Source organism: Rhizobium sp. B21/90 (genome assembly GCF_019355815.1).
Taxonomy (GTDB): domain Bacteria; phylum Pseudomonadota; class Alphaproteobacteria; order Rhizobiales; family Rhizobiaceae; genus Rhizobium; species Rhizobium rhododendri.
This window is the reverse complement of the sequence record NZ_CP072163.1, coordinates 840020-854319: the sequence shown is the minus strand read 5'-3', so window position 1 is coordinate 854319 and position 14300 is coordinate 840020. Positions and strand designations below refer to the sequence as shown.

12 protein-coding genes are annotated in these 14300 nt (G+C 62.8%); 3 read left to right on the top strand and 9 right to left on the bottom strand.

The features are described from left to right. Nucleotides 1–5: 5 nt before the first annotated feature. Together cydB and J5278_RS22085 are read right to left on the bottom strand one after the other, a co-directional pair. On the bottom strand, nt 6–1154 hold the full coding sequence (cydB, locus tag J5278_RS22090) for a cytochrome d ubiquinol oxidase subunit II (protein WP_142830955.1): 1149 nt from the start codon (nt 1152–1154) through the stop codon (nt 6–8). Between the two features lie 23 nt (nt 1155–1177). Further along, a complete protein-coding gene (locus J5278_RS22085) occupies nt 1178–2743 on the bottom strand; it encodes a cytochrome ubiquinol oxidase subunit I (RefSeq protein ID WP_202617192.1) in 1566 nt (521 codons plus the stop codon). A 184-nt stretch (nt 2744–2927) separates the two neighbouring features. Between J5278_RS22085 and cydD the strand changes: the two genes are divergently transcribed. The 3 genes from cydD to J5278_RS22070 all read left to right on the top strand — a co-directional run bounded on the left by cydD (nt 2928) and on the right by J5278_RS22070 (nt 7347). Next, complete coding sequence (gene cydD, locus J5278_RS22080; RefSeq protein ID WP_209186439.1) at nt 2928–4679, top strand: thiol reductant ABC exporter subunit CydD; 1752 nt, start codon at nt 2928–2930, stop codon at nt 4677–4679. Beyond that, the gene (gene cydC, locus J5278_RS22075; protein ID WP_219259161.1) at nt 4676–6409 is read left to right on the top strand and encodes a thiol reductant ABC exporter subunit CydC; all 1734 of its coding nucleotides are present in this window, start codon (nt 4676–4678) and stop codon (nt 6407–6409) included. Before cydD ends, cydC begins: the two co-directional genes overlap by 4 nt. A gap of 194 nt (nt 6410–6603) precedes the next feature. Continuing rightward, the gene (locus tag J5278_RS22070) at nt 6604–7347 is read left to right on the top strand and encodes a hypothetical protein (protein ID WP_219259159.1); all 744 of its coding nucleotides are present in this window, start codon (nt 6604–6606) and stop codon (nt 7345–7347) included. 118 nt (nt 7348–7465) lie between these two features. On the opposite strand, the gene J5278_RS22065 is transcribed toward J5278_RS22070, so the two are convergent. The 7 genes from J5278_RS22065 to J5278_RS22035 form a co-directional block, all read right to left on the bottom strand. Further along, complete coding sequence (locus J5278_RS22065) at nt 7466–8212, bottom strand: SDR family oxidoreductase (protein ID WP_143123181.1); 747 nt, start codon at nt 8210–8212, stop codon at nt 7466–7468. Nucleotides 8213–8255: 43 nt separating this feature from the next. Continuing rightward, nucleotides 8256–8594, bottom strand: a complete 339-nt coding sequence (locus tag J5278_RS22060; protein WP_143123115.1) for a hypothetical protein — start codon at nt 8592–8594, stop codon at nt 8256–8258. Between the two features lie 91 nt (nt 8595–8685). Then, nucleotides 8686–9783, bottom strand: a complete 1098-nt coding sequence (locus J5278_RS22055; protein WP_142830960.1) for a substrate-binding domain-containing protein — start codon at nt 9781–9783, stop codon at nt 8686–8688. A gap of 51 nt (nt 9784–9834) precedes the next feature. After that, nucleotides 9835–10875 carry an ABC transporter permease gene (locus J5278_RS22050; RefSeq protein ID WP_142830961.1) on the bottom strand — a complete coding sequence of 347 codons (1041 nt, stop codon included), beginning with the start codon at nt 10873–10875 and terminating at the stop codon, nt 9835–9837. A gap of 18 nt (nt 10876–10893) precedes the next feature. Then, nucleotides 10894–12390 (bottom strand): sugar ABC transporter ATP-binding protein, encoded by a 1497-nt coding sequence (locus J5278_RS22045; protein WP_219259157.1) that lies wholly within the window; start codon nt 12388–12390, stop codon nt 10894–10896. A 111-nt stretch (nt 12391–12501) separates the two neighbouring features. Further along, nucleotides 12502–13398, bottom strand: a complete 897-nt coding sequence (locus tag J5278_RS22040; protein ID WP_209186446.1) for an NAD(P)-dependent oxidoreductase — start codon at nt 13396–13398, stop codon at nt 12502–12504. A gap of 49 nt (nt 13399–13447) precedes the next feature. Then, the gene (locus J5278_RS22035) at nt 13448–14212 is read right to left on the bottom strand and encodes an SDR family oxidoreductase (RefSeq protein WP_142830964.1); all 765 of its coding nucleotides are present in this window, start codon (nt 14210–14212) and stop codon (nt 13448–13450) included. Nucleotides 14213–14300: the final 88 nt, after the last annotated feature.

The following is a 14300-nucleotide window of genomic DNA, read 5'->3' as shown; positions in this document are numbered from 1 at the left end:
TCTCCTTAGTAGGCGTTGGGGTTGCGGCCGAGCGAGGCTGTCGTCACCGTGCCACGCATGACGCGGAAGACGAAGCCCGTGTAGATGAGAATGATCGGCAGGAAGATAATCGTGGCGATCAGCATGATGAAGAGCGTCAGGTGGCTCGACGATGCATCCCAGACCGTCAGGCTGGCTGCCGGATGGATGGAGCTTGGCAGCAGGAAGGGAAAAAGCGACAGGCCGGCCGTCGAAATGATGCCGACGATGGCGATTGTCGTGCCCAGCAATGCTGTTTTCAAGGCTCCACCGGAAAGGCAGACGAGTGCCAGCAGGGAGCCGAGGAAGCCAAGGGCGGGGGCCGCAATCATCCAGGGATGAGTGCCGTAGTTGCTGAGCCAGCCGCCCGAGACGAGGACGACCGTCTTCGACAGCGGATTGGAAGGGCCAAGCGCATCCTGGACGCTGGATACGACATAGCCATCCATACCAATGCCAACCCAGAGACCGCCCATAGCAAACAGCACAATGCTTGCCAGCGCAGCCGCACGACCATAGAGGCGCGCCCGCTCCGCAACCTGGCCCTCTGTCCTCAGCGTGATGAGCGCTGCGCCATGGGCAACCAGCATGGAGACACTAAGCAGGCCAGCGAGCAGCGCGAAGGGACGCAGCAGCCCGAAGAAGTTGCCGGTGTAGCTGGCGCGCAGGGTTCCGTCGAGGTCGAAGGGGACGCCGAGCAGGACATTGCCTACGGCCACGCCGAAGATCAGCGCCGGCACAAAGCCGCCGATGAACAGAGCCCAGTCCCAGGTTGCCCGCCATGTCGGATCTTTCATCTTGCCGCGGAACTTGAAGGCGACCGGACGCAGGATGAGTGCCAGAAGAATAGCGATCATGGCGAGATAGAAGCCGGAGAAGGAGACGGCATAGAGGGCCGGCCAGGCGGCGAAGATGGCGCCGCCACCCAGCACCAACCAGACCTGGTTGCCTTCCCAGGTCGGGCCGAGAAGGTTGATGACGACGCGCCGCTCTTCGTCCGTGCGGGCAACGAAGGGGAGCAGGGCGCCGACGCCGAGATCGTTGCCGCCCATGATGGCAAAGCCCATCAACAGGATGCCGAGCAGGGCCCACCAGATCATTCGCAGTATTTCATAGTCGAGGGGAATCGTGTTCATCATCGTTCTCTCTGCGCTTGAGGTTAGGCGGCCGCGCTTTTAGGCATCTGAATTGGTTCGGCGGATCCGTCGAGCATGGCGTAGTCCCCGGGGCCGGCCTTGATGGTCTTCAGCATCAGAATGATCATGACGACCAGAAGGGCGGTATAGAGGACCAGGAAGAAGCCGAGGCTGATCAGCATGTCGATCACGCTGAGACCCGAGGCGGCATAGAATGTCGGCAGCACACCCTCGATAGCCCAGGGCTGACGGCCATATTCCGCCACCAGCCAGCCGGATTCGATGGCGAGCCACGGGACCGGCATGCTCCAGAGCGCTATCCTGAGCAGCGTCCTGTTGTTTCCAAGCTTGTGGAGGCTGCTGAGCACAAAAGCGGTGGCGAAGAACACGATCATGTAGAGGCCGAGCGCCACCATGATGCGGAACGTCCAGAACAGCGTGCCGACGTCGGGGATGGTATCGCGGGCGGCCTGGTCGATCTCATCGGGCGTGGCGTTGACGATGTCCTCGCGGTAGCGTTTGAGCAGCAGGGCATAGCCGAGATCCGGCCAGTTCTTGGCAAAGGCTGCCCGTGCGGCCTGGTCCTTCGGATCCTTGCGGATCGCGTCGAGATCGGCGGACGCCAGCAGGCCGTTGCGGATACGCTCTTTGGCATGGTCGACCAGCGGCAGGATGCCCTGGACTTCGGTATTGAGGCTACGCGTCGTCATGAGCCCCAGCACCCAGGGGATCTTGACCTCGAAGCGGTTGCCGTCCTTGCCGGGTATCGCGAACAGGGTGAGGCCGGCCGGTGCAGGCTCGGTGTGCCACATCGCCTCGATGGCGGCGATCTTCATCTTCTGGTGTTCTGTGGCGACATAGCCGCTTTCGTCACCGAGCACGACGACCGATAAGGCCGAGGCGATGCCGAAGCTGGCGGCGACGGCCATGGAGCGCTTGGCAAGGTCGAGGTGGCGGCCGCGCAGCATGAACCAGGCGCTGACAGCCATGACGAACATGGCCCCCGTGGTATAGCCGGCACTGACGGTATGAACGAATTTTGCCTGTGCCACCGGATTGAACAGCACGGCGGCGAAATCGGACACTTCCATGCGCATCGTGTCTGGATTGAAGGTGGAGCCGACCGGGTTCTGCATCCAGCCGTTGGCGATCAGGATCCACAGGGCCGAGAAATTGGCGCCGAGCGCGACCAGCCAGGTGACGACCAGATGGCCGGCCTTCGGCAGACGGTCCCAGCCGAAGAAGAAGAGGCCGATAAAGGTTGCCTCCAGGAAGAAGGCCATCAGCCCCTCGATGGCAAGCGGCGCACCGAAGACGTCGCCGACATAATGGCTGTAATAGCTCCAGTTCATGCCGAACTGGAACTCCATGACTATGCCTGTCGCGACGCCCATTGCAAAGTTGATGCCGAACAGGGTGCCCCAGAAGAGCGTCATGCGCCGCCAGACTTCACGGCCGGTCATCACGTAGACGCTTTCCATGATCGCCATGAGGAAGGACAGTCCCAGCGTCAGCGGGACAAAGAGAAAATGGTAAAGTGCGGTCGCCGCAAATTGCAGGCGTGCCAAATCCACAACGGTGAAGTCGATCATGCGCGCGTTCCTATCAGTGTGCCGGCCGGATGCCGGGCCTGCAGGTTGCTACGCCCAGCCCCGAGGACACGCATTGATTTATGTCAATGCCTCCCCCCGGCGGCTCGGGCACTGACTGTGACAGTGAAAACGGCATGGCCTTCGCAGGATAGAGAGCCTGCTGCGGCGGTTGAGGGCAGCGATGACGGCAGAACACGGTATCAATCAAAGACAGTGGTTATCCCGGCTTCAGCGGCATGGCGGCAAGGCCATGGTGGTTGCCTGTGCCCTGCCGATGTTATCCGGGATGCTGCTGGTGGGGCAGGCCCTGCTGCTTTCCGAGATCCTCGGTCGGGTCATCGTGTCGCGGCAGTCTGTCACGGAGGTGCTTCCGGCTGTCGGCTTGTTCATCGGCATCTTCATCGCGCGGATCGGGCTGGGGCTCGGCGCCGAGAGCGCCGGTATCGTCGCCGCCGAACGTATCAAGCTGTATCTGCGCCGACTGCTGCATCGCCACATCTTCGATCAGCGGCCGGACTGGATGGCGCTGCGCTCCTCGGGTGCACTCAGTTCCGCAGTCATCGACCAGACGGATGCGCTGGATGGCTATTTCGCCCGGTTTGTCCCGGCGATGATCCAGGCGGCTGTGCTGCCCATCGTCTTTGCCATGGCCGTCATGCCGGTCGACTGGACCGTGGCACTGTTGTTCCTGCTGACTGCGCCGCTCATTCCCATCTTCATGGCACTGGTCGGATGGGGCGCGCAGGCAGCCACCGATGCCCAGGCGCAGGCGATGTCCCGCCTGTCCGGCTTCTTCGCCGACCGTTTGCGCGGTATCGTGACGCTCAAACTGTTCGGCCGGGCCGAGAGTGAGACGACGAAGGTGCTGGATGCTAGCCATGACCTGCGGCTGCGGACCTTGCGCGTGCTGCGCATCGCGTTCCTTTCGTCGGCTGTGCTGGAATTCTTTGCGGCGCTCGGCGTCGCCGGCGTCGCCCTCTATGTCGGCCTCAGCTATCTCGGTTTCGTCCATATCAGGGTGGCGCCTTTTACGCTGCAGGCAGGTTTGTTCTGTCTGCTGATGGCGCCCGAGGTCTATCAGCCGCTGCGGCTGCTCGCTGCCCACTATCACGACCGGCAATCCGCCAAGGCGGCCATCGTCGAGATCGCCGCGCTGTTTGGCGATCTCCCGGAAAACGGCGTCGAAACATCCAGCCGGCCGGCCTCGATGCCGCTGAGGGGAGGGGCGATCGCTGTTGCCGCTTCCCATCTCGGGCTTGCCACCCCGGACGGCGGGCGGCGGCTGCTTGAAAATGCCACCCTGTCCCTTGCTGCCGGCAGCCATGCGGCGCTCCTCGGCGAGAGCGGCATCGGAAAGTCGACGTTACTGGAAGCCATTGTCGGGCTCAGGGCCTTCGAGGGACGCATCTGTCTTGAAGGACATGAGCTACAGTCTATTGACCCCGCCGGGCTGCGCAATGCGGTGGCCTTCCTTGGCCAGCGGCCTATGCTGTTTGCGGGGACAATCGCCGATAACATTCGTTTCGGCGCGCGACTGGCAAGCGAAAGCGATCTTTCCCGCGCGGCAGAACTCGCGGGCGTCCTTGGATTCACCAACGCCCTGCCCGACGGGCTCAATACGGCAATCGGCGCGGGCGGGCGGGGCGTGTCCGGCGGCGAGGCGCAGCGGATCGCTCTGGCAAGGATTTTCCTGCGCGACCCCGGCCTGATTGTTCTCGATGAGCCGACGGCGCATCTCGACCGCGAAACCGAGAGCCGCGTTCTCGATGCGCTGCAGGTCTTTGCACGCGGTCGAACCCTGCTGGTCGCCACCCATTCGCTCGCCGTGGCCGAGCGCTTCTTCCATGTATTCCGCGTCGCCGGCGGCGATATCGTGCCGGTCGTAAAGCCAAGGCCGAAGGTATTGCTCGCGTTCGAGGAGAATGCCGCATGATAGCCCTCATGTCCTTCCTGCCGCTGTTTCGCACCCGGGCACTGCGGTTCGGCCTCGCCTTCGGCCTTGGTGCGCTGACGCTCGTTGCCGGCATGGCACTGCTTGGCGTTTCCGGATGGTTCCTGACTGCGGCTGCCCTGACGACCGCAGCTGCGAGTTTCAACCTGTTCGGGCCGTCGTCGCTGATCCGCGGCTTTTCATTGATCCGCATCGGCGCCCGCTATGGAGAAAAGCTCGTCGGTCACGATGCAACGCTGTGGCTGCTTGCCGATCTCCGGGGTTGGCTGTTTTCGCGGCTGATACCCCGTATGCCGCTCAAGGACACCGGTATCAGCCACGGCGACCTCGTCAGCCGGCTGACGGCCGACATCGATACGCTCGACACGGCGTTTCTGGTGGCCATTGGCCCGATGCTGACGGCGCTGGTGCTCGGGGCGACGATGAGTGCGATCCTCGGCTGGTACATACCCGCGGGGGCAGTGGTCTATGCGGTGACGCTTGCAACTGCGACCCTGGCGGTGCCCGCCGTCCTCGTTGGAGCGACACTGGCGCAGGGGCGGTCCGTGATCGCGGCATCGGCTGCAGTCCGCAGCGCCGCCCTGCAAAGCATGGACGGGCTGGCGGACTTCATCGTCTTCGACCAGATCGCCATGGCAGAGAAGCAGTTCGACGATGCCGCGAACGCCGTGGGATCGGCGCGGCGGCGTCTCGCGTTACGGGGAAGCATTGCCAGCGCCATGGTCCAGCTTCTGGCCGGCACGGCGCTGGTCGGCGTGCTGTGGTTCGGCATCCAGAGCTTTCAGCGTGGCGATATCGGCGGCCCGCTGCTGGTCGGTCTGCTGCTGGCGACGCTTGCAAGCTTCGAGGCGACCGGTGCAATCGTTCGCAGCGTCTCGCGCCTGAGCTCCTCTATTGCTGCGGCCGAACAGATACGGGCAGTCGCCGACAGCCCGCCTGCGGTGGTTGATCCCGGGCGACCGGTGGCAATGCCGGAAGGCAACGACATCGCCTTCCACGGCGTGCGTTTCGGGCATCATGCCGACAGGACGATCCTGGTGGATGTCAGTTTTAAGGTCGCCACAGGGTCCCGCGTCGTGATCCTCGGTGCCAGCGGCTCCGGCAAGTCGACGTTGATGGCGCTGCTGCTTCGCCTCTTCGATCCGCAGGCTGGCACGATCACACTCGGCGATATCGATCTTCGTTGGCTGAGGCAGGACGAACTGCATCGGCGCATCGCGCTTCTGACCCAGGATACGCAAGTCTTCATGGGAAGCCTGCGGGACAATCTGCTGATGGGCGATCCCGGCGCAAGCAGCGAGCGTCTCTGGCACATGCTCGACGCGGTCCGCCTCGGCGACGTCGTCCGGCGGCTGCCAGACCAGCTGGATGGCTATGTCGGCGAAAAGGGCTGGACACTGTCCGCCGGACAGGCGCGTCGCCTGTGTCTTGCGCGCGCGCTTCTCTCGAAAGCTCAAATCCTCGTTTTGGACGAACCGACGTCCAATCTCGATCCGGAGACAGAGCGCGCGTTTTTCGAGGATCTCTGCAATCTGGCGACAGGAAAAACGGTCATCCTTGCCACGCACGCAAAGCCGCCGTCGGGCGTCTTCGACCAGTGCTACGTCATGACGGCCGGAAAGCTGGCGGTATCTGGGGCAACCGCCACAGAGGAGCCGCGAGGGCCAAGTGTTGAGAACGTCCCACTCTGGAGCGTTCCGAAGGACTGTTAATGCTGAGTTCACCATGATCGACTGAAGCGCTCTCAGGTCCATAAGAGAGTGAAACATTAGTAATGCATAACACGTTTACATTGTGACGGATCGATAGCACCCGCTATCACTCCGTTTCAACAGGAAGCGCGCGCTCCTCGACCTAGTCCCGCCAGTGACATCAGTCACGGGCTAAACCAACGAGGATGATAATCATGCAGAATCTCAGAAAGAGCATTTCGCTTGCCGTTCTTCTATCTGCGGCAACTGTGGTATCCGTACAGGCCCAACAGGGCGGCTCCAACCGCGGAGGCCTTGGCCTCGGCGGCGGGGTATCACTCGGCGGAGGTCGTGGACTGGGCGTCGGCGTGGGCGCTTCCGTCGGCGGCATTAATGCCGGCGTCGGTGCGAACGTCGGCGGCTCCACCGGTGTGAATGCCGGTGTCGGCGCAAATGTAGGCGGTACCAATGGTGTTAATGCCGGAGCCGGAGCATCGATCGGTGGTGCGCAAGGCGTGAACGCGGGAGCAACTGCCTCGATTGGTGGGTCAAGCGGTGTCAATGCTGGTGTCGGTGCGTCGGTTGGAGGCGGCAATGGCGTCAGTGCGGGTGTCGGAGCGTCAATTGGTGGATCCGGCGGCGGCGGCAATGGATCCACTGGCGGCGGCGGCAACGGATCCACCGGCGGCGGCGGCAACGGATCCACCGGCGGTGGCAGCACCGGATCCATCGGCGGCGGCAACACCAGCGGGACTGGTCTTGGATCTGGCAACAATGCAGGTGTAGGCTCGGGTCTGGGCGGTCGGGCGGCAACCCGACGCGCTGCTATCGCGTACCAGGGGATGTCGCCCACTCAGCAGAAGCTCGTCCTCACCCGCTGCAAGACCTTCGGAGCCGGAAATGCCGATCCCGGTCTGGCTGCTCTCTGCAAGCTCCTGAAGCAAATCGCCGCGCGCTAGGTCTCCCGAGATTACCAACCTAAAACACGATGGCGCCCTGTGTGAAAACATGGCGCCATCTTTTTTGCTGGCAGTCGTATCCCGTCACCATCGACCCAGGTGCGGAGGGTTCCGAGCCTTATCCCCGCCCTATGAACGGCATGCTCGAGGCCATGATGGTGATGAACTGGACGTTGGCGTCGAGGCTCATTTTCGCCATATTGAGGACGGTGGCACCCACGGTTGCGACGTCCATGGTGGGTTCGACAGCAATCGTGCCATCCGCCTGTGGCACGCCCTTGGCCATGCGCGTCGTCATATCCGTGGCGGCGTTGCCGATATCGATCTGCGAGGCAACGATGTTGTGGATGCGCCCGTCGAGGCTGATCGATTTGGTGAGGCCGGTCACAGCGTGCTTGGAGGCCGTATAGGGTGCTGAGCCTGGCCGCGGCGTGTGGGCCGAGATCGAGCCGTTGTTGATGATGCGTCCGCCCCGTGGCGTCTGGTCGCGCATCATGCGGTAGGCCCGGTTGGCACAGAGAAACATTCCGTTGATGTTGACGGAAATGACGGCTTGCCATTGCTCGAACGTCACGTCGCCGAAATTCGTCGTGGGCGCACCCACGCCGGCATTGTTGAACAGCACGTCCAGCCGCCCTGCCTTAGCCTCCAGTTCGGCAAAGAGCGCGTCGACCGACGCCGGGTCGGTGACATCTGTCGGAACGATCAACGGTATGCCCGCCATGGCCAGAGAGGCTGTTTCTTCCAGCGGCTCCGCACGGCGACCGGCGAGCGCAACGACGTAGCCATCCCCCAGGAGCGCCAGCGCTACCGCTCTTCCGATCCCTGAACCTGCGCCCGTGACAACTGCAACCCGGCCATCCATCATGCTTTCATCCTGTAAACGATGCGGTATGTGTCATGTTAGCTCAAAGGCCCGCCGGCGCATAATCGTTTGCGGTAAACAGGTGGTGGTGTACCCGGCCTGTGAACATCTTCAGAAGTTCGCCACTGACCTCGCGGCTTTGGTAGCGGACATCCGAGCGAAGTGCGGCATCAACGGCATCCATGTCGGGGTAGCGAACTGCAAGGGCCATTGCATAGACCGGCGCCCCTTCATCGCGATCGAAGCCATCGAGGACGCGAACTTCCTTGGCGCCCGGGAACTGCGTCCAGAGCGGCACCAGTTTTTCTTTCACGAAGGCACGGAATTCGGCCTCCTTGCCGGCATGGATTTCGCCTTCGAACAAAGCATATCGAACGATCATCGACTTTTCCAAATTGGTTGATGTGAGGGCGCGGCTCCGTCTGTGCCCGGAGCGCGGGGCGCAGGCATCGGCCGCGCCCCGCATGGCGACGTTATTTGCCCCAGATTGCCTTGTAGTGATCCCGATAGCCGTTGTCGGGATCGAAGCTGTTCTTCGGGCCTCCGTCGAATTCGACATTGGCTGTCGTGACCACATGCAGCGGCGAAACGTAGCCGGACCATGCGACCCCGGCGAAGGCGCGGTTTAGTTCGTCGACCAGTTGCCATCCCTGCAGGGTGAGCGGCTCGGCCACCGTGACTGCCTGGTATTGCTTGGCGCGAATGCGCTGGTAGGCGCTTTCCGAGCCGTCGCCGGCGGCGACATTCACCGGCTTGCCGTCTCCCTCGATGCCGGCCGATGCCAGCGAGGGACCCATGAAGTCGAAATAAAGGTCATTGATCGCCAGCGAATGCGTCCACTTCTCCCCGTATTTCTGCAGCAGCGATGTCGTCAGCTGCGGCATGCGTTGCGAGGTTTCGGCGATCGGCGTATCGACATATTCGAGCACGGTGCCGCCGAGGCTCTCGATTTCCTTTTTCATCCGGTCGGCCTTGGCGATGGCAATCGCATAGGTGCTGTCCGTGAAGATGACGACGCCGGGCTTGCCGCCTGCATCGACGAATGCCCAGTCGGCCGCAGCCTTGGAGACCTCCATGGCGTCGGTGGTGACATTGGCGAACACGCCGACTTCCGGGACGGGACCGACATTCGATGCCGCATGCCAGGAGACCATCGGAATGCCGGCAGCCTTTGCCTGCTCCATCGCCGGCTTCTGCTCGATAGCGTCGAAACCGTCGATGATGATGCCATCCGGCTTCAGCGCCATCGCCTGGCCGAAGGCTGCCGTCCGGCCGCCGATCGAGCCGGCGCCGTCGAGCGCGGTCACTTTCCAGCCGAGCGATCCTGCCGCCTCCTGGACGCCGTTGACGACGCCGAGAATGCCGCCGTTCTTCATGTCGCCGGCAAGGATGACGATCGACTTGCCGGCTGCGCCCTTGGGTCCGGTGGTCGGGCCATCCCATGCACTCGCCTTGGATGCATATTTGTCGACGACCGCTTTCGCATCGGACATAGGGTCGGCAAGCGCCGGCAGGCTGGTCATCAGGGCAAGCGCTGCGACCGTCGCCTGCAACATCGTTCTACGCTTCATGTTCACTCCTCCATTTTGGTTTTGATGTACCGGTGTTGATCCCGGCGTAGTCTACTTGGGCGCGGGCGTGATCCTCCTCACGGCGCCGCGCTTGCGCTGGGCGTAACCGGCTATGCCGATGGCAATAAGCAGGGTGACCCCGTTGAAGAGCGGCTCGATGAAGAAGGAGCCGCCGAATTGCTGGATGCCGGAAATCCCGACCGCCAGGATGATGACGCCGATGAGCGTCCCCCAGACGTTGACGCGTCCGGGCTTGATCGTCGTCGAGCCGAGGAAGGCGCCGACGAGGGCCGGCAGCAGATATTCGAGCCCGACGCTCGCCTGGCCGATGCGCAGCTTCGAGGCCAGAAGTACGCCGGTGAGCGCCGCCAACAGTCCCGACGTCACGAAGGCACCGATCACGAACTTGCGCACCGGAATGCCATTGAGGGCTGCGGCCTTCGGGTTGGCGCCGATTGCGTAGAGATATCGCCCGACCGGCAGGTATTCGAGCACGACCCACATGCAGATGGCGATGCCGAGGACGTAAAAGCCAGTGATCGGCAGGCCGAACAGCATCGTTCCGTTCAGTGCATAAAAGCCGTGCGGCAGGACGCCGACAACCTGGCGGCCGCCGGTGTGCCAAAGCGCCAGCGCGTAGAGGACGGTGCCTGTTCCGAGCGTCGCGATAAAGCTGTCGATCTTGGCGACCTCCACCAGCAGTCCGTTCAGGAAGCCCGTGATGGTGCCGAGCGCCAGCACGATGAGGACGGCCACTGGCCAGGGAAGGCCGTAGGCGGTCTGCAGACTGATGGCAAGGATGTGCCAGAGCACGATGCCGTAACCGACGGTCAGGTCTATGCGGCCCGACGCCATCGGGATCATCGCGGCCAGCGACAGCAGCGCGATGATCGCCTTGTCCGACACGATGGAGCGAACGTTGAGAAGTGTCGGGAAAGTCGCCGGCAGCAGCAGCGAGAACAGCAGGATCAGCACGACGGTCAGGATTACCAGTCCGTAGACGGGGATAAGCCGGCCGATCTTCTGGCTGGTCGACAATCCCGCCATTTCGCCCTTCGTCGGCTCCAGCGCGGTTGATTCAATGGATTGCATGGCTTTCCTCCTGAATGTTCATGCGGCTTCGGACGCGGACGCAGCTGTGATGACCGCTTCCGTCGTCAGCGCATTGCCGGCCAGTTCGCTGACGATCCTGCCGCGCGAAAAGACAAGGGCTCTGTGGCAGATGTGGGCGATTTCCTCGAAATCGGTGGAAACGACGACGACGGCAAGCCCGGCATCCAGCGCCTGGGTGATAAGGCGGTAGATATCGGCACGGGCGCCGACATCGACACCAGCGGTCGGATCCTCGGCAACCAGCAACTTACGCCCGGTCGCCAGCCAGCGGGCGACGACGACCTTCTGCTGATTGCCGCCGGATAGAGCTTCGACAGGCAAGTCGGGATCGTTGGGTCGCAGGCCGACGGAACGACCGATGGCCGAGGCAAGATCGGCTTCGCGTCGGGGGGAGAGAAAGGACAGCAATCCCCGGCCCGATGCACCGGGATTGAGGTAGGTGTTTTCGCGCACCGATAACGGCATGGCGACCGATTCCTCCGTCCGGTCGCGGGCGATCAGGCCGATTCCGGATGCCATGGCGCTTCGGGGGCTCGACAGGTCGGGTGTCTGGTCATGCAGCAGCACGCTGCCGGCAAAACCCTCGCAGCCAAACAGCGCGCGGCCGATCAACTCCTGTCCGGCGCCCCGCAATCCCACCAGCCCGAGCAATTCGCCCTCACGGATATCGAAAGAGACCGGGCTGGTGCCGGCGCAGGCGAGGTTGCGGACCTTGACGATCGCCTTGCCGGCGACGGCCGGCTTTTTGGCAAACAGGTCGTGATTGGCGCGGCCGATGATCATCGTTACGAGGTCGTCGGGCGTCGTGTCGGCGACAGCCTTCTGGCCGACCATCTTGCCATCTCGAAGGACGGCGACGCGGTCGGCAATGCGGAAAATCTCGTCCAGCCGGTGCGAGACGTAGATCATCCCGACGCCGCGCTCCTTGAGGGGCCTGATGGCGTCGAACAGCCGCTCGACCTCGTCTGCCGGCAGGCTTGCCGTGGGTTCGTCGAGCACAAGGACGTCGGCTTCGACGGCAAGGGCGCGGGCAATCGCCACGAGGGACTTCTCCGTCCTGCTGAGGGACGAGACCCGGGTCGTCGGATCGAAGTGGCAGCCCACCAGTTTCAGCGCATCCTCGGCGCGCGCCTGCGTCCGCTTCCAGTCGATCACGCCGCGACGCATGGAGAACCCTTGCGCCAGGCCCATGTTCTCGCCGACCGTCATCCACTCGATCAAGCCGAGATCCTGGTGGATGAAGGCGACCGGCTGGCGTTGGTTGGGCCGCGACGGACGGTGATGATAGCTTTCGCCACGAAAGAGGATGTCGCCGGTATCGGGCTTGTAGATGCCGGCGAGCGTCTTGATCAGCGTCGACTTGCCGGCGCCGTTTTCGCCCAGCAGGGCCAGGATCTCGCCTTCGCGCAAATCGAAGGAGACGTCACAGAGCGCTTGGGTTCCGCCAAACGTCTTGGTGATCGTCTGGAACTCCAGTAGTTTTTTCGCTTCCACCGATGCTCCTCCCAAAGCCACGCGTATACAGAGTTTTATGTTATCGATAACATCGATAACCGGTCAAGCGAAAATCCGTTCTCGACGGAAAACGTCCTGCGGCGTGGAAATTTACGGTGCGGCGGAGAAGCCGTCGAGCAGGCGGATCATCTCTGCGGAGTCGCGGCTGCCGAGACCGGCGGCACACAGCAGCCGGTGGATCTCCACCACAGCGCCCGTCATCGGAAGGGGTGTTTTCGTCTTCAGTGCGAAGGCCTGCAGCGAATCCAGGTCTTTCAACATGTTGTCGATCCGCCCGGTCGGCGAGAAATCCCGCTGGGCAAACTTGCCCATGAATTCCTGCAGAATGCGGCTGTCCGCCCTGCCGCCTGCCAACGCCGCAGGGATTGCCGCCGGATCGACTCCGCCGGCTTCGGCGAGCTTCACAGCCTCCGCGACGGCCTGGAAAAGCACTGCGCAGAAGAGCTGGTTAATGAGCTTCGTTGTCTGGCCGGCTCCTGATCCGCCCATCAGCGTATAGTTGGCAGCCAGATGCTGCATGACGACGCGGGCCCGCCCGAAATCGGTCTCGCTGCCGCCCGCCATGATCGTCAGCCGTCCCGATAGCGCGCCCGGCACCCCCCCGGACAGCGGGCAGTCCACCCAGCCCATGCCTGTCTCATCTCGCAGTCGGGTTGCTATCGAGGTCGTCTCGGCGGGGTCGATGGACGACATGTCGATCACCAGTTTGTCGGCACTGGCGGCAGCAGCCACGCCGTCCTCGCCGAACACGACGGACCGCACGATGTCGGCGTGGTTGAGGCTGAGAATGCAGAATGCGCTCGTCTCGACGGCGGCCCGGACAGACTTTGCGGGAGTTGCGCCCTTGTCTGCGAGGGCCGCGACTTTATCAGGATTGAGATCGAAAGCAGATGTCGCATGGCCCGTCTCGAGCAGGCGGGTGGCGATCGCCGTTCCCATGATGCCGGCGCCGATCACTGCAACGCTTGCCCTGTCACTATCCATCATGTCCTCCTTTGCAATCCAACGTCGTTGCCTCTACAGGCGATACCTCACCTCAAAGGCAAGTGGTGATGCCGCCATCGACATAGAGCGTGTGGCCGTTGACGAAGGAAGAGCTTTTGCCGGACAGGAACACGGCAGCGCCGATCAGTTCCTCGACATCGCCCCAGCGTCCGGCCGGCGTGCGCTTTTCGAGCCACGATGTGAACTCCGGATTGTCGACCAGCGCCTGGTTCAGCGGTGTCTTGAAGTAGCCGGGGGCAATGGCGTTGATCTGCAGGCCGTGCTTTGCCCAGTCGGCGCACATCCCTCTCGTCAGGTTGCGCACGGCGCCCTTGGTTGCGGTGTAGGGCGCGATACCGGGCCTTGCCAGCTCGCTCTGGACCGAAGCGATGTTGATGATCTTGCCCTCTTTGCGCGCGATCATGCCCTTGGCGACCGCCTGGCCCACGTAGAAGACGCTGGAAATGTTTGTTGCCAGCAAAAGCTCCCACTTGTCGGCCGGAAACTCTTCCAGTGGCGAGCGAAACTGCATCCCGGCGTTGTTGATGAGGATGTCGATGGCGCCGATGCCAGCCTCGATTTCCGCAACGCCCTGATCCGTCGCATCCTTTTTGGTGACGTCGAAGACGGATGCATGGGCAACAAAGCCCTTTGCCCTCAGAGTTTCGACGGCGGCAGCCACTGCCGATGAAGTCCGGCCGTTGATCACCACCTCCGCGCCATAGCTCGCGAGGCCCTCGGCCAGGGCGTATCCGATGCCTTGGCTGGACCCGGTAATCAGCGCGCGCCGGCCGGTCAGATCGAACAGGTTCCTCATCTCGTCTCCTTCAATTCTTGCGGTCATCTGGAAATGTTTAGCATCGACAGGGCAGAAATCATCCCTTGACATGACCAACCGAACTATA